The 19,850-nt window shown below is 31.2% G+C and carries 24 protein-coding genes; all 24 read right to left on the bottom strand.

Features of this window, described 5'->3' with window-relative positions:
- Positions 1–51: 51 nt before the first annotated feature.
- The gene (locus tag B0A66_RS18730) at positions 52–1,890 is read right to left on the bottom strand and encodes a type VI secretion system baseplate subunit TssF (RefSeq protein ID WP_089051391.1); all 1,839 of its coding nucleotides are present in this window, start codon (positions 1,888–1,890) and stop codon (positions 52–54) included.
- Positions 1,891–2,197: 307 nt separating this feature from the next.
- Complete coding sequence (locus B0A66_RS18725; RefSeq protein WP_123868264.1) at positions 2,198–2,788, bottom strand: hypothetical protein; 591 nt, start codon at positions 2,786–2,788, stop codon at positions 2,198–2,200.
- 40 nt (positions 2,789–2,828) lie between these two features.
- On the bottom strand, positions 2,829–3,377 hold the full coding sequence (locus tag B0A66_RS18720) for a hypothetical protein (RefSeq protein WP_089051389.1): 549 nt from the start codon (positions 3,375–3,377) through the stop codon (positions 2,829–2,831).
- A 13-nt stretch (positions 3,378–3,390) separates the two neighbouring features.
- Complete coding sequence (locus B0A66_RS18715) at positions 3,391–3,879, bottom strand: hypothetical protein (RefSeq protein ID WP_244283540.1); 489 nt, start codon at positions 3,877–3,879, stop codon at positions 3,391–3,393.
- Positions 3,880–3,913: 34 nt separating this feature from the next.
- Positions 3,914–4,294: a hypothetical protein gene (locus tag B0A66_RS18710; protein WP_089051388.1), complete on the bottom strand. Its 381-nt coding sequence runs from the start codon at positions 4,292–4,294 to the stop codon at positions 3,914–3,916.
- A 22-nt stretch (positions 4,295–4,316) separates the two neighbouring features.
- Positions 4,317–4,769: a hypothetical protein gene (locus tag B0A66_RS18705; RefSeq protein ID WP_089051387.1), complete on the bottom strand. Its 453-nt coding sequence runs from the start codon at positions 4,767–4,769 to the stop codon at positions 4,317–4,319.
- A gap of 7 nt (positions 4,770–4,776) precedes the next feature.
- Positions 4,777–5,373: a T6SS effector amidase Tae4 family protein gene (locus B0A66_RS18700; RefSeq protein WP_089051386.1), complete on the bottom strand. Its 597-nt coding sequence runs from the start codon at positions 5,371–5,373 to the stop codon at positions 4,777–4,779.
- Positions 5,374–5,421: 48 nt separating this feature from the next.
- Positions 5,422–6,303 carry a DUF4280 domain-containing protein gene (locus tag B0A66_RS18695; RefSeq protein ID WP_089051385.1) on the bottom strand — a complete coding sequence of 294 codons (882 nt, stop codon included), beginning with the start codon at positions 6,301–6,303 and terminating at the stop codon, positions 5,422–5,424.
- Positions 6,291–7,076, bottom strand: coding sequence for a hypothetical protein (locus B0A66_RS18690; RefSeq protein WP_089051384.1), 786 nt, complete (start codon positions 7,074–7,076; stop codon positions 6,291–6,293). The genes B0A66_RS18695 and B0A66_RS18690 overlap by 13 nt, the downstream gene beginning before the upstream one ends.
- Positions 7,077–7,088: 12 nt before the next feature.
- Positions 7,089–8,990 (bottom strand): phospholipase effector Tle1 domain-containing protein, encoded by a 1,902-nt coding sequence (locus B0A66_RS18685; protein ID WP_089051383.1) that lies wholly within the window; start codon positions 8,988–8,990, stop codon positions 7,089–7,091.
- 2 nt (positions 8,991–8,992) lie between these two features.
- Positions 8,993–10,087 carry a DUF2931 family protein gene (locus B0A66_RS18680; RefSeq protein WP_089051382.1) on the bottom strand — a complete coding sequence of 365 codons (1,095 nt, stop codon included), beginning with the start codon at positions 10,085–10,087 and terminating at the stop codon, positions 8,993–8,995.
- 68 nt (positions 10,088–10,155) lie between these two features.
- Positions 10,156–10,737: a hypothetical protein gene (locus B0A66_RS18675; protein WP_123868263.1), complete on the bottom strand. Its 582-nt coding sequence runs from the start codon at positions 10,735–10,737 to the stop codon at positions 10,156–10,158.
- Between the two features lie 268 nt (positions 10,738–11,005).
- Entirely contained in the window at positions 11,006–12,841 is a 1,836-nt protein-coding gene (locus B0A66_RS18670) for a type VI secretion system Vgr family protein (protein WP_089051380.1), read from the bottom strand.
- A 134-nt stretch (positions 12,842–12,975) separates the two neighbouring features.
- Positions 12,976–13,374 (bottom strand): hypothetical protein, encoded by a 399-nt coding sequence (locus B0A66_RS18665; RefSeq protein ID WP_089051379.1) that lies wholly within the window; start codon positions 13,372–13,374, stop codon positions 12,976–12,978.
- 138 nt (positions 13,375–13,512) lie between these two features.
- Positions 13,513–13,770 carry a hypothetical protein gene (locus B0A66_RS18660; protein ID WP_089051378.1) on the bottom strand — a complete coding sequence of 86 codons (258 nt, stop codon included), beginning with the start codon at positions 13,768–13,770 and terminating at the stop codon, positions 13,513–13,515.
- Between the two features lie 171 nt (positions 13,771–13,941).
- On the bottom strand, positions 13,942–14,289 hold the full coding sequence (locus tag B0A66_RS18655; protein ID WP_089051377.1) for a hypothetical protein: 348 nt from the start codon (positions 14,287–14,289) through the stop codon (positions 13,942–13,944).
- A complete protein-coding gene (locus B0A66_RS18650; RefSeq protein WP_089051376.1) occupies positions 14,286–14,948 on the bottom strand; it encodes a hypothetical protein in 663 nt (220 codons plus the stop codon). The genes B0A66_RS18655 and B0A66_RS18650 overlap by 4 nt, the downstream gene beginning before the upstream one ends.
- An 11-nt stretch (positions 14,949–14,959) precedes the next feature.
- Positions 14,960–15,352 (bottom strand): type VI secretion system tube protein TssD, encoded by a 393-nt coding sequence (gene tssD / locus B0A66_RS18645; RefSeq protein WP_089051375.1) that lies wholly within the window; start codon positions 15,350–15,352, stop codon positions 14,960–14,962.
- Between the two features lie 158 nt (positions 15,353–15,510).
- Positions 15,511–15,897, bottom strand: a complete 387-nt coding sequence (gene tssD, locus B0A66_RS18640; protein WP_089051374.1) for a type VI secretion system tube protein TssD — start codon at positions 15,895–15,897, stop codon at positions 15,511–15,513.
- A gap of 185 nt (positions 15,898–16,082) precedes the next feature.
- Positions 16,083–16,514 carry a GPW/gp25 family protein gene (locus B0A66_RS18635; RefSeq protein WP_089051373.1) on the bottom strand — a complete coding sequence of 144 codons (432 nt, stop codon included), beginning with the start codon at positions 16,512–16,514 and terminating at the stop codon, positions 16,083–16,085.
- 14 nt (positions 16,515–16,528) lie between these two features.
- A complete protein-coding gene (locus B0A66_RS18630; protein ID WP_089051372.1) occupies positions 16,529–17,242 on the bottom strand; it encodes a hypothetical protein in 714 nt (237 codons plus the stop codon).
- A 74-nt stretch (positions 17,243–17,316) separates the two neighbouring features.
- Positions 17,317–17,850 carry a hypothetical protein gene (locus B0A66_RS18625; RefSeq protein WP_089051371.1) on the bottom strand — a complete coding sequence of 178 codons (534 nt, stop codon included), beginning with the start codon at positions 17,848–17,850 and terminating at the stop codon, positions 17,317–17,319.
- A gap of 104 nt (positions 17,851–17,954) precedes the next feature.
- Positions 17,955–19,325: a DUF5458 family protein gene (locus tag B0A66_RS18620; RefSeq protein WP_089051370.1), complete on the bottom strand. Its 1,371-nt coding sequence runs from the start codon at positions 19,323–19,325 to the stop codon at positions 17,955–17,957.
- Positions 19,326–19,347: 22 nt separating this feature from the next.
- The gene (locus B0A66_RS18615) at positions 19,348–19,797 is read right to left on the bottom strand and encodes a hypothetical protein (protein WP_089051369.1); all 450 of its coding nucleotides are present in this window, start codon (positions 19,795–19,797) and stop codon (positions 19,348–19,350) included.
- Positions 19,798–19,850: the final 53 nt, after the last annotated feature.

Raw genomic sequence — 19,850 nt, 5'->3', positions numbered from 1 at the left:
AAAAAAAATATTCAAGAATTAAAACCAGAACCTAATTTCGGTCGTTATCCCCTATTCCTCGATAAATAATCGATACGGAAATACATTCGAAGATCTGTTTTTTAGATTTTTCATGAAGCTTTCGCATAAATATTCCCATTCTGTAACCGACAAATATCCTTTTTCAGTCAAATCTACTTTCAAATGGATATCAACCGTACGGCTAAAACCTGCTTTTACAGATATTTCTTTACGTGTTCCTTTTTCGATTTTAATATCCGTAATACAACTTTTAAAGTGATTAAAGCCAAAAGCTTTAATATCTGCAAACGTTACCACACGACCACGCGTTAATAAAGCATTACGATAAGCGAGAATACGGTCTTTATTATTTTGTTTGTTGGTTCCTCCTACTGTATTGGTTACTAAGACAGCTTCTTTACTCACAAAGAATAAATCGTCTTTACAATCCAAGATTGTACCGGCCTTAATATCGTTTCCTTCCTCTGCACAAGTTGACCAATAACTGATGCTAAATGATTTTCCTGTAGTTTCTTCCACTTTTGGCTTAATCATTAGATAAGGATCGTTATTCTTAGAAAAACTGCTTTCTTTTGCCTGTTGCTCTACAGAAGCCAACAACTGATTGATCTCGATTAAGGCACTATTCATGAAATCTTTACCCAAACCGGCAAAAGAAGAACTTTCATCTTTTAATAAATCCAATACATTCTGCAACAGTTCTGATGCGCTTCGGGAATCGAACCTGGAGACTCCACCAGTACGCAATACAGCGCTTCCTTCTTCGATCACACCATCTTTAAACTCTTTTATCTCAAAATTGTTAGCATATCCATCTACTACTGCATCAACATCAAGGTAGATATTGTTACCTGTATCAAGTGCTACATAGGATAAAAATCCGTTAATTGTTTTATTAATGACATGACGCTTTTTATTGATTACCGGAAAACAATTCGCGGTAAAAGAAACATTGTCCAATACCTGAGGGATCAATGATTCTGAGAAAATCATCTTTACCCAAATGATAGGATTGTCATTTTTTACAGTTACATCCTGAAAAACCTGGTATTCCTGTCTGTACTCCTGTATTTTTTTATGTTTTAAGGCTCCTTTAAACGTATAAAAATTATCAAAATAATATTCGTTTACTTCCTGCATAAACTCGCTAAGGTGCGTATAATTACGATTGATGATGTTTTCGATATCCAGATTGTTTACCGGAACGTTATATCCTTGTTCTACCTTAATTTCTACATCGTCCTGAAAGCATTTCATTTGCTTTAAATAGTAATGAAACATTTCTTTCTGGTGTGTATTTTTGATATCGATGTACAACATCAAATCTTCTAATTCAGATACAGTTCCATCTCTTAATTCTATTCCCAGAAAAACTTCTCCTGAAGGCAACGAATGTTTGTAATCTCTTATTGGATCTTTATAGAATACATTAGAAACCTCAAACAAGTTTCTTTCATACGCGATGTACTTTACCTCACCCATTGCCAGTTTCACTTCCAGCGTTGGCGAAAGGGCAATTTCTTTGGTAATTGGCTCAAGCGGATTGTAAATGTTATGCATTCGTCTGTTTACCATCATCTGGTTTTGCAGCGAAACTTTAATATTGTTGTCGATTGGCGAAGCATGCATAATGGCGCGGGCTGGTTTTGCACCCGAAGTAACTTCCGGAAACATGATTTCCAATACTCTTTCTACTACTCTGGTTTTAGAATCTTCAAGTTCATGTGCTACTTTCTCTAACTCGTACGATAGTGCATTTAACATCATAGATACTACAGGGTCAAATGAAGTTTCCATTTCAACATCTGAAAAGCCCCATGATCTTGCTGCTCTTTTTAGTACTCTGTCTTTAATTCGCTCTTGTCTCATTATTTATTTCTTTATCTAATAGATTTTATATTCTGTTATCCTATTTTAAACTTTAAAAAATGTTTTATACTGCTATAAAACAGGAACAGATTTACTTTCTGGTTGTCTATATCTGGCGTGAATAATCTTCTTAATACCGCGCAATAAATATATGTTTTTTACTTTCAAAAATAAAAAAATACTTACTATTATTTCATTTAATTGTTACAAAAATTAATAAGATTTTATTTTGAATAGAAATAGCCTATTCTTACGGCTATAACTTAATCTTACAGCGCTAAAAGAGGATTTTTTTTGATGCACTACACTACTTTGTTTCTAATTTCAAAATGTAGTTTTTTAAAGGAGTAGTTACACTTCCGTAAAACAAACACGGATCTATTTCTTGTTTATTCTCATCTAAAACACTTTTGCATCCGTTTCGCGAAATACTTATTTTATTCGTTAGTGATGAAATCCGAACGTACTGAAATACAACTCCTTTTTGGTAGTAGTTGATTTCATAATCGTAATGATGCTGTAAGGCAACACCTTTTTGGCTAAATGACTTTTTGTTTTGCAAATGATTATTTAAAGTAATCAACTCTTTAGTGCTCAACTTGCGCCTGGATAATTCGTAAATAGTGTCTTTTTCTGTTTTATAATATGGAAGTGTCAGTTCTCCTGTAATAGAATCTTTTTTTGAGGGTACAAAATTTTTAGCCAAAGGGGCACTGGACTCTTTGGCGCGATAATATATTTTTGAAACAACAACACTATCTGCTTTTTCGAAAGATAAAACTTTACTATTTTTAAATTGCTGACTGAATCCGTTTTGGTTTAATAATAGCAACAAAACAAAAGCATGAAAGGATATTCGTTTACTGTAATTAATGCGTAATGTTTGATGTTTCATCATTCTTTATTTATCTTGTAAACTAAAAATAGATTTGAGATATCTATTCATAAAAGTCAAAAAAAAGTTCTCTGGCTTTACTTTTTTCTTCTATTGTATTTATATTTTTTTTCTGAAAATATTCTTCTAAAGTTATAAAGCGCTCAGCTGATCGATTGTCTATATCTGGTAAGAATTCTTTAGAGCCAATAAACTTAAATGAAACACCGTCTTTTTCTTTAAACAAATAAATCTGATTGATTTGATTTTTATCGCCTCGAAGTATATTTTCGTATTCTAATACGCTAACCAAAGAATCTTTGTAGGAGAGATAAATTCTGTAAAAATAGGCTGTTTCATTTTCTTCTTTTACACTAAATTGCTTTCCGTTGAAGACAAATGTTTGTTTTTTCTCTACACCATCTTCACTATTTTTAATAATGTTTAATTTGATGTTTTTTAATAAAGCATCTTCGCCAAAAATCTCAAAATTAGTGTTCGTTTCTTCTGTTTTATTACAACTTAAAAGGATTAAAATCACTATTAGAAGAGGCGCTATTACAACGATCTTTAATTTTTTCTGAATGCGATTATTTACAAATAAATTTGACATAAGTGTAAGTCTTTTATTCTGTCTCCACTTTTACAAAGTAACTTTTCAAATAATCTTTCATGTAATCACTACTCCATTCATTTTGCATTCCTTTATCTGAAATGATATCATTATAGATTTTTCTTAAATCCTTATTTTCAAGATCATAAATCTTTAGACATTTAGTTATGATTACATAACCGTTATAATATTTTTCCTGAACAGCCTTAAAATCTTTCTTTTTTGAATTTTGATAATTATCCAACAATACTTTTATATCGCTTTTTTGGAAAAATCTTGGAAAAGGTTCTAAACGATTAAATGATCTAATGTAATTATCCAGATAGGTTTCGGTATAAAAAAATTGATCTGTACAATTGCAATACCCATAAAACACAAATTGCTCAAAGGATTTTTGATCATTTTTCAATTTCACAAAAGTACTGTTTGCTAAATCTAAAGTTTGTGATGATATTTTTACGCTAAACAAAACAAGTAACAACAATAATCTCTTCCAAATCACGCTTCTGTATTTTTTAATTTAACCATTATATTTTTCATATCTTCTTTAAAAAAGCAAGCAATTCTTTTGAATCATAAAAAAGTAAGCACTCGCATATAACAATGTTTGTTTTTCCATTTTCAAAATGAAAAGTATTTCCATTTGAATAAAAAGATGATGTTTTGCTTTTTGTAAATTCTCGAATTTTATTTTGCTCCAATTCTGTTAATTCTCCATAACTACTTAAAGCTACAGCAGATACATCACGATACTTACTAAAAAATGTTGAATCAATTTTATTATAATTATTGTAGATACAATTTTCTAAAGCAAATTTCTTCATGTAATCCAGTTTTTTAGATTTTGTACCTTGAGAATAAGTACAACTATTAATCAATAATAAAATAAACATCAATGATAAATTAAAAGCTTTCATTACATATTTTCTTAAAACTATTTTATTTAAACCTATTTGCGTCTATCATGCCAATCTTTAAATAATCTTGCATATCCTCTTCTAAATAATACTCTTGATTACCATGATAAGAGGTTTTATCTTGAATAATCTTAATATACAATGCTTTTAATTCTTTATTTTTTGACAAATAAAAACAAGAACATTTATTCTTTTTAATATTTTTTTGAGAATTTTTATATTCCTTTTCAAGAATATCTTTCTCTATTAATCTTGGAAAAGCATAAAGAGAATTAAATAATTTTAGATATTGATCTGTAAACAAATCTGTCTTTTTTGACACATCCTCACAATATATCTTACCTAAATTGACAAACTGTTCATAGGCTTTCTTATCATCTTTAAGCTTTGCAATCACCAAATCAAATGTTTTATCATCTTGAGAATACAAATAACTTGAAAAAAGTATTATCACTATTCTGAAAAAATTCTTCATATTAATATTATTTTAATTCCCAAAAATAAACAGTACCACCATAATCGACATAATTATGTCCTCCAATAACGTTTTTATTAGCTCCAATCCAAAGCGTTGCATGCCCCGAAATTCCACCTCCAAATCCACCCAGTATTATATAAACTCCATTTTTAATTGTCTTATCATTAATTTTACTTGCGACAGTACTAATATCGGAAGGGCCTTTAACAATAACATCTGCTTCACCCCATACATCTTTTTTTGAAAGCCAAGTTTGCAAACCACTTGCACTAGTTTGAAATCCCTTATTATAAAAAGCATGTTTTTTATTAGTTATTTTAAATGCTGTTTTAACTACCATCTTGCCATTTAAAAGACCCAAAGAAACCCTAGTAGCACAAGCATTTCCAAATATAGCTTTATCGTAATTACTCCCTAACAAGTCAGTGAAAATTGTAGTAGCGGGTAAATCATCTGTATTTGTTGCATTCTTAGGATAACCTTCATAAACATCTTTCCATGAAGGTCTACCTGTAGTGACAGTTTTAAATTGAACACCATTTGACTCTGGTACAAGAACTACCTGCATTAACTCAACAGGGATTATTTTTTCAAAATCCATAATTAAAATTTTATAGTTTCTTTTTATTCATTGTTTTTTATCAACTAATTATTCAGAATCATCTTTTGGCTGTAGATTTAATGTATAATCTTTAAATACTTTTTCAAAAATTACAGTATCATCCTTACCAACTGTTCCTGTAAGGCTTAATTCAGCCAAATCATCAGTTAATGGTTGTCCATCTTCAGTTTTTATGCATACCACAATACTTTCTCCTTCTTGGTAATCTTTAGTTTTTACAACCAAATTCATATCTACATAAAATCTTGACTTACTTCCTAATTTAGTATCGTCGTACGTCCAGTGCATACTGATTACTTTGCCTACTTTTTTAGGTAGTGCCTCGATCTTTGTAGGCTCATTAATCTGTCCGCAATCTGTAATTTTAATATCCGATCCTCCAAAGTTACATTTGATAGTACTTTTTAGAAGTAATGGAAATTGATCCTGAACTTTTACAGTACCTACATCTTTCCATTCTCCTAATTGCATTACTGCAGCACAAGGACTAGCACTTTGAGGGCTTTTAGTACAATTGCCTTTAAACATTATGCTTGTCATGCTTTTCTCCTTTACAGTAGCAGTTTTTTTACCCTGTATTGTAGGAGTTTTAAAATTCACTTTAAGATCTCCCGTCGGATTGGTACACATACTGCACTGCAGTTTCGCACCGTCGATAACAAGCTTGAGTTCGTCAGCCGCTTTTTCTTCTTCTTCTCTTTCTTCTTCTTCTTTTTTATTTTCCTTACTGTCTTCGGAAATTTTATATGATATACTATCTTCGCTCAGACGTTCATTAATCTGAGTTACATTTTGGCTCATGTCAAAGATTTCATCTTTTTCCTTTTTTTCTTTTTGCAAACGTTCTTGCAACATCTTATCGTAATCAGGCATACTTAGCCCACCAAAAATATTGTCTAACCAGCCCATACTACATTATGTTTTATATTAATATTATTGTTTTCTATTTCCAAAAAACCTTCTTGTAATTGATTCTCTCTATTATATATTAATTCACCTGTGTATTTCTTTATATTATCAACATTAGAAATAATGGTCTTGTATTCATCATCACTCCTTTGTCCTTGAATAATAAATCCGGGGATTCTATTATCTGTCCAGATCTCTTCTGTAATTTGCACATCGTCAAATTCCATAATAGTAACTATACGTTTATTAGGTGCACTATTTACATCATTTTCTCCAAACAATCCATGAAAATACAGTCCAAACATATTTTTAGAGTTTAGAAAAAAAAGTGTCCTTTCTTCACTATTTAAAACATTAGAAATATCATTAAGAAAAGCATCAAATACATATCCTGCATTACCTTCTCTTAATTCAAGTTTCTTTCTGATCCAGCGTTCTTGAAGCTCTTTTATATTGAAGACTTTTACAATTTCACCTGCTTCATTTACACCTATTTCTAAATTACCAAAAGCAAAAATATCTTCCTTTAATAATCTATTATTCTCCACTTTTTGATTTAACAGAATAGTTACTTTTCTTGTAAATAGAACAAAAACAAATAACTCTTTTCTTTTTCCATAATACGTTAAACGCACCTCGCGAATAATTGATTTTTCCTTAATCTGTTTTCTATTAGTGAAATCTGTAGTTATTGTTTCGAATCTATAAATCTCCTTTTTATTTAAAACTGGATCTAAGTTAAATTCTGGTAAAAAAAAACTCTTTGGTACCATATTCTAAAGAAATTAATGTTCAACACGCACCCTGTCATCCGTTGGAGCCGGTTCCATACCAAACCATCTTCTGTGCGAAGACCAGTGTAAATATCCTCTCCTTAACTCTCGCAAAGTCTTTTGAGGATCAATACCTCTTACTACCACTTCCTCAAGCGTAACTGTTTTGGGCTCTAATTCATCACTGATATCAACATCAACATTATTTGCACTTTCATCTACTTTAGGCAAATAATCTGATAATGGCTTTGGACTATAATAATCTCCTTGTTCATTTAAATCATACAAAGGTTGGTCAAGCTGCATTTTTTTATATTCCTTCTCCATTTTTTCCATAGCCAACTGTTCATCATCTTTGAACTCCCATTCTTTACTGTCGCCAAAAACATAATTTCTAAGATAACTTCTGGCTCCTACTAAAAGTTCATTATCATCTATGGGGTAATCTTCTTCTGTCTTTCTAATCAAATATTCATTCATATTTGTTTCTCGACAAAATTCTTCCATAAAATGTAAAGGAATATAGCTATACTCTTTTCGTACAAATCTTTCTGTATTTATAATTCTGCGGGTTAGACCTCTTGTTACAAAGTTCCAAAACGTACCTACTATGAATATTTGCTCTTCGGTAAACCAATATTCTTTAATAAGTCTTTCTCTAAGTTCATACAAACTTTTATGAAAAAATCGTGAAGTTTCCAGTTTCTCAATTCTTTCCATTTCATTTTCGTACGCTCCACCAATGTCACAATGCACACCTGGAAAGTTTTTTTCAATTATCCTTGTTATCAAGTTTGCTCCGGCGATTCGTGTTAAATCAAAATTTTCACGATGCTCGTCTTTTGCTGTAAAATGAACTACTTTCTCAACATATCCAAAATCATTGAGATGCAAAGGTTTAACATTATTTAAAAATTGATTAGACATTTTTTGTTTAGCCAATTTCGGAAGCTGACTATCGTCTACAACATCACCTTTATAATCATACTGACCTAACTGATCACCATTTTCAAAATAGGAAGAAACCGTATCATAAACGCCTAAAAAACGAACCACTATCTTTAAATTCTCTATCTCTTCTTCAGATAAAACACCTCCTAATTGCAAACAATAACCCAAATATCCCATTCTAGGCAACATACCCTTTATAAGCCCATCTTCTTCTATTTCCAAACCATCAGCATCAGCAAGTGCAGGTCTATACTTTGGCTGTGGCATTTCATCTCTTGTAGAATAAGGATCTACAGGATAAAATCCATCTGGTATTTGTATAGATCTTGGTGCATAGGCTTTTTTTACATTTACTTCATGTGCAAAATTACGTGCAGATGCAGCACCACGACTAAAACCAAAAACATCTACTACAATTTGTGTTACTACTTTCTTACTATCTTTCTTTTTTTCAGCAACGATTTTTGCTGCCAAGTCCTTACATCCCTTGCGAACTTTTGCACGAATACCCGTTAAACCTGAACCAAATGCAAAACCATCCTGACTATCTTTCGAATTATCCTCAGTTCCCATTCCTTCGATATAAATTCGATAGATAACTTCTTCACAACATTTCCACATTCTCGCTACATTAGTATAGTCATTACTAAAGCTATTATCTGTACCTAACTTATCAATTCTACTTCTGTGTGATGCTATTAGATACCTATCGTACTCCGGTGTTTCATCCGTAATCTCTGTGTTTTCCAGAGCATCATAAGCTTCTTCATCATCTTTAACTGATTGCTTTATTTCTTTGTCCGTTAAATTTTCAACACCACCGTTTCGATATTTTCGTCTAAGCTCTGTATTCTTTTTATTGTTAAGTGTACCATCAATGAAAACACCAAACGAAAGTTGCAATTCATCACTTAGCAAATCATCTTCACTCAAACCAGTATTATAAACAATTGATTTTCCCATAATTAATATCTTTTTCTAGATTTAAAAACGTCAATTTTTGTCTTTGGCAAACTTATCTCCTGATCATCACTTTTTAACAGTACAGTAATAAAAGTATTAAGAATGTTTACTCTAAACTCAAGTTGTGCTTTCTTATTTTTATCATCTTTGTATATAGTATTAAAAGCATCAAATATCTCTTTTTCATCAAAATACATTGTGCCTGAATAATTTTGTCCAGTATTATCTCTCCATCCAATGTTTACCCTTTTAGGAATAGCTCTTTCAGTAAATTCGTTTTTTACCAAAACTTGATCAAATTGTTCTTCAAACTCACCATTAAACATGTCTAAACGTGTATCAATCATTGTCCCTTCTTTTTGTATATCAAAGGAAGGTCTCCAAGTATAACGTTTTCTATAAACGTCCCATACCCCATATGGAATCGCTTTATTTTTATTCGCCTGTTGAACTTCTATAGGCACAATTTTTTCGTTAAGCATTGTTTTCTCTCTATAATCTTGCTGAAAAATAAGCCGATCATGATTGTCTAATTTGGCTATTTCTTCGTTAGAAACTACAATTTTCTCACCTTCATATCTTCCAATTTCTACCTGTCTGCCAGAACCTGCCAACCATACTACCACAATACCACCCGGAGCAAAACCAACAACTATATAACTATAAGTTTCTTTCTTATACTTTCCGTTTTTATTAAAAAAGAAAGCACTGTCTTGATATCCTTCTTTAAACTTTTCAACCATTTTATTATAATCAATATCACAATCAATACTATAAAAAGTATCTTCTGCATATGAAACCCAAATAAGATTAAGTCTATTAGGTATAGATTTAATACCACTACTCATACTACCTCCAGTATGTCCCCATCCCCCTTTTCCGGTATGTGTTCCTAGATTTAATGGTTCAAAACTACCATCTTGAGATTCAAGTCCTCCTCTATATACCTCAACAGGATATCCTAATGGACAAGTAATAGTAGGCTGATAATAAAACTTTTCTATATTCATTTCTTTATTTTCTTTTTTGTTTTGGCAAGATATTGTTAAGGTAAATAGTAGTGCTAGTGTATATATATTTGTTCTTATAATATTCATAGTTTTCTTTTAATAATTATTCGAGGCTTATATTCTTTTGAATCTGTTTTTTTCCTTATCAATTGCGACTATTGCATTTTATATTGCCTGTAAAAGAGATAAGCAACAATAGCAATCAAAATAGTCATCGCTACTAAAAGCTGTATATTTTTATTCATTAATTCATTTTTTGTTATCTCCTTTTTTTGAATTTCACTTGAAAAAATTACACCAGTAATGATGGTAAAAATGGCTATGTAAGACACAATTCCTGTCGCAAAATGTTTTATGATTTCTTCAAAATCATATATTCCTTCTGAGAAATTTAAGTAATAAATTACATATATAATAAACGCAGCACTTACAATAAAGAAAAAGGGCAATAATATTTGGAATACCAGATTCGGATATATTTTTTCGTATACAATAGAGTACGCTATCAAACGTATTATAACAAAACATATCATAAATAATACTACAGCAAAGCCTACAAACACAAAAACATCTATAATGCTAAAAAATCCAGCCGGACTACCACTAAAAACAGCATTAAATATAACGACAGAAAACACAAATGCAATTCCGAGTGATTTAAAACTTAAATGTGCTTTTTCTTTTACTGGCTTTCCACCTCCTAAATTGTCATCTCCTTTTTGTACTAATAAATACAAATTGTAAAAAGGAAAAAACAAATACGGCCAGGGCAAGTGTATATCGTTTAAACGTTTAATGCCTGTTAATATTAATGATATAATAAATACCAAAAACAGAAGATTAAAAAAATAGTAGGTCCAAAAACTAAAAAGATAACTAACAACGAAATAGCACAAGTAATTGAAAAGAACAAATTGCCAAAAATCCTTTCTTGACATTGATTCGTTCAAATTAAAAATTGATTTCCAAACCAAAACATATTTATCTAAATACTCTTTTAACATGTTATCCAATATTTACTTTTGCATCTTTAGAACCTAATAAAGTAGAAACTCCAACACTTTTTATTAATATATCACCGCCCGTAGCGTTATGAGTAGTTGTCGAGGTTGTTTCTTTTAAATCTCCTCCAATAGTAATCGTTTTATTTTCGTCGATATTTTGTTTGTACTCCATTGCCTGCAAACTAATTTTCTCTGTTACTGTTGTTGTTTTATTTTTACCAACATCAGTTGTTTTATCTTCACCTACGCTGGTAATCATATTTTTTCCAACTGTAATCGTAAGGTCTTCACCTACATCGAAAGTCATGTTTTTAGGTGCTGTTACATTTATATTTCCTTTTCCATCCATTTGATAGGTATTTCCACTCGGATCTTCGATTAAAATGCTTCCTTCGGCATCGTTAAAAGCAATTTTTGTTCCCGAGCGACTGTGCATCACTTTCATATCATTCTTTGGTGTGCTGTATCCGCTTTTTGAACTAGAGTTATACATTGCTCCTACCACTACCGGCATTTCGGCATTACCTGCCTGAAAATCAACAAATACTTTTTCTCCTACTTCCGGAATAAAATAAAATCCTTTGTCACCACCGCCATGAGGTTGTACCATTGGTACAAACGGAGTAGTTTCGCCTTTGGCTTCTTGCCATGGCATTTGTATTTTTACTCCTCCAAGTCCATCAGGATCGTTATTATCTATGATTATTGCTGATTGGCTCTCGCAACGCGGAATTAAATCCGGATTGGTTCTTGGTGAAAATACAGCTCCGTTAAAGTTTACTGCTGTAAAATGATTTTCGTATCCTCCACCATCATCGCAAGTGTGCGTTATTTGTGTTACCGTATAGGTACTTTCTAATTGTACATCGACACCACTTATTTGTACGGTATTACCAATTGTAACGCCGGGAACTTCACTAGAAGCTTCTACTCTCATCATACCACTTAGAGCTGAACGCATTTTATTTTTAGCATATTCTTCAGAAGCAGACTTACCACTTCCTCCAACACCATTCTGGTTCAATTGTATTACGGTTTGTTTATTGAAAACCTGATTCGATTTATTAATAAAGTTTTGATGAAATCCACCGGCTTCACTTCCGAATTTAGCCGTTTCATCAGGAAAATGATCTCCTTTTCTGTTGTCATTTTCAATCGTTTTAAACAAGGTTGGTGTTAGTCTTATATCATAACTAAAGTTTTGCATATTTACACCATAAACCAATTTTGGTTCACCTCCTGCTGTTCCAGGGGTTCCAAAAACCATCGTACGTCCGTTATAGTAAAACCATTGACCGTAACGCATCGCCAGACGATTCAAAAAATCAAAGTCACTTTCGTTATACTGTACCGTATAAGCCAAAATATCTTTATGATATGGCATAATATCCATATCGATTTCATAATCTGATTTAACTTTACTTACTATATCTGTCAAAGTCTTTTTTGTAAATGAATTAGACTCTGGTCCGTTATCCAAACTAATAGAAACACTGTACCCTTGAAGGACTATCGTTTCTTCCATATCTCTAACTCGTGATTTTTGCATACTAATCTCGGTTACAATACCGTAAAATTGCATGACATAATCTTTAGGGCTTTTTACCACCATAAGATCATCAAGGTCTGGTATTGCTTTAATTTCTATACTTATCTTTTCTCCCACCAATTTTTGCGATACAGGCATTACACTCTGAAATTCTCGTACTAAAATATCATGTCGAACTTCTATCGAAAAAGTATGGTGATCATGAATTTCCTGATTTACCTGTAAGTGGCTGAAATTTTTGATTACTGTCTCGCCAATTTTTATCGTTGTTGTTGTCTGTAGTGCCATGGTCTGTTTTTTAGTTTATTGTGGTTATAAATTAAAATCAAAAATTAGTCAAAAAATTAAAAACGTTTTTCAGCTTAACTTACCTTCCGATTATTAATCGTACTAGTACTTAAAAATCGTTTTTTATTGAAATATTAAAACAATATTGTATCGTTATATGATTGGCTTGTAATTATTGTCCCCTTCAAAAAAGTTGTTACTTTTGTTTTGTTTTTATCGTAATCGTAAACAATAGAATCTCCTTTTGTTTCAATGGCATCTTTTAAATTTCCAAATAGTTTTACTTTAAAAAAATGACCATCATTATTGTAAAAAGTTTGCTCTATCAACGGATTACGTCCATGAAAAAATTCTTTTCTTATGTGCATTCCAACAAACTTGTCTTTTATAATAGCTCCTTCTCGAAATAGGGTATCATTATTAAATTCTTTGTAATAACCTGTTCCATCATTACCAAAGTTTTCCTGATATAAAACGTTACCATTATCATTATAACAAATATATTCGTCTCTATAATTATAACTTTTATGCAACGTATAAACCCTTGCTAAAATATTCTTAGGATGAAACTCTTTCTGAATCCCTTCTTGCTCTCCATCAACAAAATGATAGATTGAAAATAAATCACCAGTAAAAGAATCATAATTTATTGCGGAACCATCTAATTCTCCTTATTTCCACAATCCAAACCTCGCATTATTTCTTATTTCACCAACACTGTAAGAACTTGATTTCCAGTATAAAATTTTATAATAACCGTTTGCTTTTACATAATTAGAATCACTTGAAAATAAAAGAACAGAATCTAATGCAACCTTACATAAACTATCTTGATATAAAATCCATTTTTCATTCCACTGTTCAGATTCTTTTTTACAACTTGATAATACTATTAATATCGAAGCAACTAATAAAAATAACTTTTTCATGTTTTACACATTAATGAATAGTATTAATTTAATGATAAATGAAAAGAGGTTGAAGTGCTTCCAGGGATATAAATTGTTATTATACAATCAGAACTTTTTCAGAAATATTGATTTTGATTACTTTACTTTCAATTACTTATTAAATAATTGATTGTAACAAAACGATCATCCTTATTCGTTATATAAGTAAAAAAAGTTCTCCATTTTCTGTGGTTTCCAACCTTTAAAATGCAATGTATCCTCTGGAGAAATAAAGAAATCAATATTTACGCTTTCGATATTTTTTACATTAAAAAACTCCGGATAATAAAAAGTTGCTCCATCCTTAGTCTGAACTTTAGATTCAAACGAAATACTATTTTTTCCGATAAACTTATGAAGCAATACAATTTCTTCTGCCTCGGTTGTACTAGTTGTACTATTTCTTATTTTATCGAGATAATTAGAAAGTTTTGTTTCTTTACTTTCGCAAGAGAATAAGGAAAAAATTCCTAAAAAAAATAGACCTATTTTTTTCATTGTATTTTATGTTTAATTAACTTTTTATCTAACCAATTTCTGAAATATGTTAAGTGTCTTCCTTTTACAACTTCCCCATTATTCATTACAGATTTTTTATCATTAATCCAGACATTTCCTTTAGTATATTCATCATCTAAACCCAGCATGTGACCAAACTCATGAGTAGAACCTCTTTGCATTTCACCACTTGGTTTTTGTGCAAAGTTTAAATCCTTATCATCCAATTGTGAATTACCTGTAAAGGTGGTAACACTACTCTGTCCAAAATCTTGCGAGATTTTCTTAACTGAAAGTTCCCAGTGATCTGACAACCAAAATCCTTCAATCTGAGTTTTAAACTTAAAATCTAAAACTATTTTTCTTCCGTCTTTTAAGGTTTTTAAAATTTTATAAGACCAAACTGCACGAACACTTTGTTCCCACTTGCTTATATAATTTTTCTTTTCCTGTTCTGACCAAACAAGTTTTCCGGTATCCTCAAAAAAGAATTGCAAATTCATGAAGCAAACTAATGTGTATTTTTTTGGATCTTTGCCTTTAGCAATAAGATACAAATCATAGGCATCATTAGCTGATAATTCGCCAGCAGTTACATCTGTTTCAAAATCAATGCATTCTTCATCAGGCATTAAGGCAAAAGGAGTACGATATCCCATAGCTTATCACCTTAAGAGTTCTTCCAATTATTTTCAAATACAGTATTTCCAATTTTTATTTCATTGGATGTGATAAGAATTCGTGTAGTCATTGGGTTATCGCCTACACTTCGAAAACTTTCACCAAAAGAAATGCAGTATGCTTTCTTAAAAGTGACATTTTTCATTGTACTCATGGCATCTCTGCGATAGAAAATAATTTTTCCGTCTTTGATGCTCGTATGAGAGACCATCCAATCTGAGAATAGATCGGTTTGGTTGGTTTCGACAACTAATCTTATTTGTCCACCTTTTGTTCTGTTGGCAGGCTTTCCATTATTATCAGTACCTTGTTCAAAAGCTACGTCAAATTCTAAAACATTAAAAACTTCGCTATCTAATTCTAATTTTGCTAAAAAACTCATGTGTTCTATCTTTTTAATTATCAATAAAAAATTTAGTTGAGAAACCTAAAAGAGATATTAGGTTTAAGAAATCTGATTTTAAAACAAAAAAGGAAGTCCATAATTATGGACTCCCTTTAATAGTTCAAGCTTAAATAAGTTTGATAAAGTCCATTGGATTATACCCAAGCATTATCAAATTCTCCTCCACCCATCGAAATTTTACGCGCAGAGATGGTAAAAGTTTCCGTTAACGGATTTTCACTGTTATGATCAAAGTTTTCTTTGTACTTAACCATGTAAGCCTCAGCAAACTTTAATTCTTTCAAAGTAGCGTTAGAGTCACGCTTGATGAATTTTACTGACCCGTCTTTTCTTTCGAAATTATTAGTCATCCATTCAAACAATTCAGTACCTCCAGTAGATTCTACTTCAATTACGATTCTGCCTCCACGAGTTACGGTAGAAGGACGTCCAGAAGCATCTGTTTCCTGAGCTAAATCATAGTTAACGTTTAATACTTTGTAATCCTTACCTGCAACTGTTAATGATGTTAAAAACGACATAATGAAAAATTTTTAGTTATTAATTTATTTATTTACACTGTAAATATATAAATAAAATCTTATCATTAGTATTTTTTTAATAAAATATTTTTTACATTAAATAATTTGCTAGTTTTCAAGCAGTTAGTACGTTTCAGAAAATTAAAATTTTTAGTTTTTCACTCCGAAACACCTCAAAATCAACACTATTTGTACGATAACGGACCAACAAAAAAGTATCCCCTAAAGTCAAAATTTCTATTTGTGCTGTTTATCGTTGCTTCAATAATTATATCTACCTTTTTTTTGGCTCTGCTAACATCGTCTACCAAATACATTGTTTCTGATAATTCAACTTTTAGCTCGTTTACTTTGATTCTTTTTTCATGAAAAAGCAACGATTGTTTCATGGTTTTTGATATAATTTCTTTTAATGTATTTTCATTCATCAGTAAATCGAAATCTATTTCCCAAATCTTCGATCCAAATGTTTCATCAAATTTACATTCACCAAAAGTTGTTGTGGCTAATAATATAATTTGTTGTGCAATAGAATGTTCAATAGAGGTTTTTTCTAATTCCTTCTTTTGAATAATACTATTAAAATCAATAGGCAGTTTATAAAAAGCTCCTTTCATCTCCTCGTTTTTTATTAAATATAAATTAACCTATCTGTACGACCTTGTTTGTTTGTTTCTACTCCTTTAGAAACCTGCTTTCTTTTTATGATATTGAGTTGAACTTTTGGAGTAAGTTTTAAGAATTTTTCACGATACAAAATATCACCTATAAAACGTTGTCCTTTTTTCTCGTCAACAATAACAAAATAACTTGTCCCCTTTTCTACTTTCAACATGTTAATATCGCCTGCAAAAATTTGAATATTTTGATCTTCTTTTTTAAAGCTATATGTTAATTCATCCTCTTTCAAATTTCTGTATTTAGAAATATCATAGGTTTCCATATCTTCCTTTAAAGGCTCAAAAGGAATATTGTCAAATAGAAAGTTTTTTGGTGCCAGAAATTTCAAACCCAGAAAGCTCCACAACCCTTTTTTTGTTTTTTGCTCTTTAAAAAAATAAGTGTCACGGGTTACTTTATAAACCTCTGTTTCATTCGTTTTATCATCTGATACAATCATTTGATACGTTGGAACTTCAATCTCAGCCGGAGTTTCAACACCTTTTAAATGTGTTCTTAAAAAAACCGATCCTACCTGCTGTTCCGATATTGTTATAGTTATAGTATGTTTTCTTAAAGCAGAATCGGTGCGAACAATAAGCTTACCTTCGCCGCTTCCTGCATAAAAAACAGAACCATCATTGTCTGTCAGTCCTAGTGAAAGATTTAATTCTGGAAAAGGCATATTAGATTTTTTAATAATTTAAAATTAGTTCGCTTTCTATTTTATTTCTGCTTCAATTACTTTTGAAGTCTATACTAAAATTGTTTTTTCTTCCTGACTTTATACGACTTTAAACAATGCAAGTACATTTTAATATTCTGATTATCTGATGCACTTGGATTAAATTCATAATCTTTTTTAAGTGTATAAAACTTTATTGTATTAATACTATGAGTCATTAATTTCTTAACATCTCTTACTGTGAGCTCCAATGCTGCGGTTCCTTCACAATTAACTTTATAAGAATTTTTTAAAATATAAGATTCACCATTTTTAAAATAAAGCTCCAATGGCTGCTCTTGCTTTACACAAACATTGTCAGTGAAAATTTTAAAATATAAATAAATGCGGCTTTTTCTTTTTCCAAGCTGAAACGCTGCATACTCGTACTCTTCATTAGAAACTCGCAATAAAATTGGTGGTGCACTTGCAAACAGTTTACCTTCAAGCAATAAATCATTTTGCGTAATGGGGCAACTTAAAGTATCAACTGGATTTACTTTTTGTGCTTTAATCGAATTAGAAATTGACAAAAAGGCGACCAAAAGTAAAATTTTAAATGCGTTCATGAATTTGAATTATTTGGTTTGATCATTCAAAAGATCAATGTTTTTTTAGTTTAAAAAGGAAACACATTAAATGTGTTCCCTTTTTAGAATTTATGCTACAACTATTATTTTTGCTCGTAGTCTGTATCCCATTCTGTACCATCAGTACCTTTTTGCCCATCCATTTTGATAAGGAAGTTTTTAGCAGGAAAGTAAGGTTTCATATGGATATCCATATAAATTCTGTCTTTCTGAATTGGATCTTGCTCAAATCTGCGGATTTCGAAGTTCTCGATCAATTTGTCCGGTCCTGTAATACCATCAAGGAAAGCAACAATCTGATTCATGATTTCTTTACGTGTTTTAGCAGTAAAGTTTTCGAAAGCACGACGGTTAAGGAAATCCATTAATACTTTAGTCACGTAATCAAATACACGAACTACGGAATATGTTTGTAAACCTAAGTTGTCACCGCTAAACAATGTTTTTGCAGAGAAAGCCATTACTTTTCCGTACTCGTTTACCATAGGAACTAATCCTAAGTTTTCAAGATTAGCAATTTCACTTTTCTTAAGGTCAAATTTAACTCCGTCAACTTCATTGATACCACCAAACTTTTTACCAGCAGTTACCTGAGACATTAAAGTTTTGTAAATTTTACCAGCAAGAGCTGCAGATGGAGCGATATGTAAATCATCAGCTTCACCAATTTGGTCAAATCTTCCACGACCTACTAACCAGTTACAAGTCATGATTACGTTAGAACGGTAAGCATCACCACCTGTTAAAGCAGCAGCATCAAACATTTCCATTACATCATCCGGTTCGTCAAGGTGCTCGAAATCTGTAACAAGCATTACTTTATTCTCGTGTGCAATTTTAGCCCATTTTTCGATCACTTTATTTGATCCTAAATAACCAGGAATTACTAAAATACCGTAGTTATTTTTAAGATCTAAACGGTCATAGTTATCAACTAATTCAGCATGAATTGCATCGATAAAACGAGTGTTATCAAGATCTTTTAACTGATCTAAGTCAGCATTTACAATCGTAACGTTCTTAACTTTATCTGTTTCAGTGTTTCTGTAAAACAAAGCAACAGTTCTGTAAGCAGCTTCGATTTCTCTTGTATCTTCAATCGCTTTTACTAAGTTTTTTTGCAATAAAGCTTCAGACTCTTTGCATTTGTCTTCACTTTGTGCCACCATATCAGTCAAAGCTTCGTTGTTGCTTAAAACTGAAGACCAAAGCTCTAAAGTTTTTAAAAGAGTTTCTCTTTCTTTTGCTTTGTTAGCTTCTCCAAGGAAAATTTTTCTTCTTGCTTTTCTGTCTGGGTTAAGGTTTTGAATTCCTTCAATTGACATTTCTAACAAATCAAAACCACCGTATTTAGCTAGTTTTTCAACATTTTTTTCAATCGAACCACCAACAACTTTACGCTCTAATACAGCAGCTTCAACATCACTACTCTTATATGCTTCTTTATTTGACATATCTTTATATTTTTAAATATTGTTATTTATTTTCTTTTAATTCGCTGATTAACGTAGAAAGACTTTCTAACAAAGCTTGTTTTGCTTCACCATCTTCTAAAGCTGCCTTCAAAATTTTATTCGATTTTAATTGACGAATAATTTTTTGATATTGATCTTTCTCTGTTTCTAATTCAGACAAGAAACTACTTTGGTTTGTGATTCCTTTGATACCAAAATCTCCTAAGTTTTTAAAGTTTAATGCTTCTACCTTAGTACCTCCGTCAACAGTTTCGAAATTAACTTTAACCTCCGGTTTAAAGTGTTCAAATGCTTGTTCAACACTTGTAATTCCTTCTACTAATTCTGGTTTAACAGGAGCGTCAACCGTTAGTTTTTGTGCAACAAGTGTTCTGTTTTGAGGGATCGCAACGATTGCTTCATCAGCATCAACTTTTACCTCATTACCTCCAATTCCATAGTTTGATAACATAGTTTGATTTTTTTAATGATTATTTTATTAATTTTTTACTCTGGTTTTTAATC

It is taken from the genome of Flavobacterium hercynium, from assembly GCF_002217285.1.
Lineage (GTDB): Bacteria > Bacteroidota > Bacteroidia > Flavobacteriales > Flavobacteriaceae > Flavobacterium > Flavobacterium hercynium.
This window is presented reverse-complemented; position numbering and strand designations above follow the sequence as displayed.

What these genes read in the sequence shown, in the direction of transcription:
- B0A66_RS18730 (WP_089051391.1), bottom strand. Translation starts at nt 1,890, where the DNA reads ATGAGACAAGAGCGAATTAAAGACAGAGTACTAAAAAGAGCAGCAAGA.
- B0A66_RS18725 (WP_123868264.1), bottom strand. Translation starts at nt 2,788, where the DNA reads ATGATGAAACATCAAACATTACGCATTAATTACAGTAAACGAATATCC.
- B0A66_RS18720 (WP_089051389.1), bottom strand. Translation starts at nt 3,377, where the DNA reads ATGTCAAATTTATTTGTAAATAATCGCATTCAGAAAAAATTAAAGATC.
- B0A66_RS18710 (WP_089051388.1), bottom strand. Translation starts at nt 4,294, where the DNA reads ATGAAAGCTTTTAATTTATCATTGATGTTTATTTTATTATTGATTAAT.
- B0A66_RS18705 (WP_089051387.1), bottom strand. Translation starts at nt 4,769, where the DNA reads ATGAAGAATTTTTTCAGAATAGTGATAATACTTTTTTCAAGTTATTTG.
- B0A66_RS18700 (WP_089051386.1), bottom strand. Translation starts at nt 5,373, where the DNA reads ATGGATTTTGAAAAAATAATCCCTGTTGAGTTAATGCAGGTAGTTCTT.
- B0A66_RS18695 (WP_089051385.1), bottom strand. Translation starts at nt 6,303, where the DNA reads ATGGGCTGGTTAGACAATATTTTTGGTGGGCTAAGTATGCCTGATTAC.
- B0A66_RS18690 (WP_089051384.1), bottom strand. Translation starts at nt 7,076, where the DNA reads ATGGTACCAAAGAGTTTTTTTTTACCAGAATTTAACTTAGATCCAGTT.
- B0A66_RS18685 (WP_089051383.1), bottom strand. Translation starts at nt 8,990, where the DNA reads ATGGGAAAATCAATTGTTTATAATACTGGTTTGAGTGAAGATGATTTG.
- B0A66_RS18680 (WP_089051382.1), bottom strand. Translation starts at nt 10,087, where the DNA reads ATGAATATTATAAGAACAAATATATATACACTAGCACTACTATTTACC.
- B0A66_RS18670 (WP_089051380.1), bottom strand. Translation starts at nt 12,841, where the DNA reads ATGGCACTACAGACAACAACAACGATAAAAATTGGCGAGACAGTAATC.
- B0A66_RS18660 (WP_089051378.1), bottom strand. Translation starts at nt 13,770, where the DNA reads ATGAAAAAGTTATTTTTATTAGTTGCTTCGATATTAATAGTATTATCA.
- B0A66_RS18655 (WP_089051377.1), bottom strand. Translation starts at nt 14,289, where the DNA reads ATGAAAAAAATAGGTCTATTTTTTTTAGGAATTTTTTCCTTATTCTCT.
- B0A66_RS18650 (WP_089051376.1), bottom strand. Translation starts at nt 14,948, where the DNA reads ATGGGATATCGTACTCCTTTTGCCTTAATGCCTGATGAAGAATGCATT.
- tssD (WP_089051375.1), bottom strand. Translation starts at nt 15,352, where the DNA reads ATGAGTTTTTTAGCAAAATTAGAATTAGATAGCGAAGTTTTTAATGTT.
- tssD (WP_089051374.1), bottom strand. Translation starts at nt 15,897, where the DNA reads ATGTCGTTTTTAACATCATTAACAGTTGCAGGTAAGGATTACAAAGTA.
- B0A66_RS18635 (WP_089051373.1), bottom strand. Translation starts at nt 16,514, where the DNA reads ATGAAAGGAGCTTTTTATAAACTGCCTATTGATTTTAATAGTATTATT.
- B0A66_RS18630 (WP_089051372.1), bottom strand. Translation starts at nt 17,242, where the DNA reads ATGCCTTTTCCAGAATTAAATCTTTCACTAGGACTGACAGACAATGAT.
- B0A66_RS18625 (WP_089051371.1), bottom strand. Translation starts at nt 17,850, where the DNA reads ATGAACGCATTTAAAATTTTACTTTTGGTCGCCTTTTTGTCAATTTCT.
- B0A66_RS18620 (WP_089051370.1), bottom strand. Translation starts at nt 19,325, where the DNA reads ATGTCAAATAAAGAAGCATATAAGAGTAGTGATGTTGAAGCTGCTGTA.
- B0A66_RS18615 (WP_089051369.1), bottom strand. Translation starts at nt 19,797, where the DNA reads ATGTTATCAAACTATGGAATTGGAGGTAATGAGGTAAAAGTTGATGCT.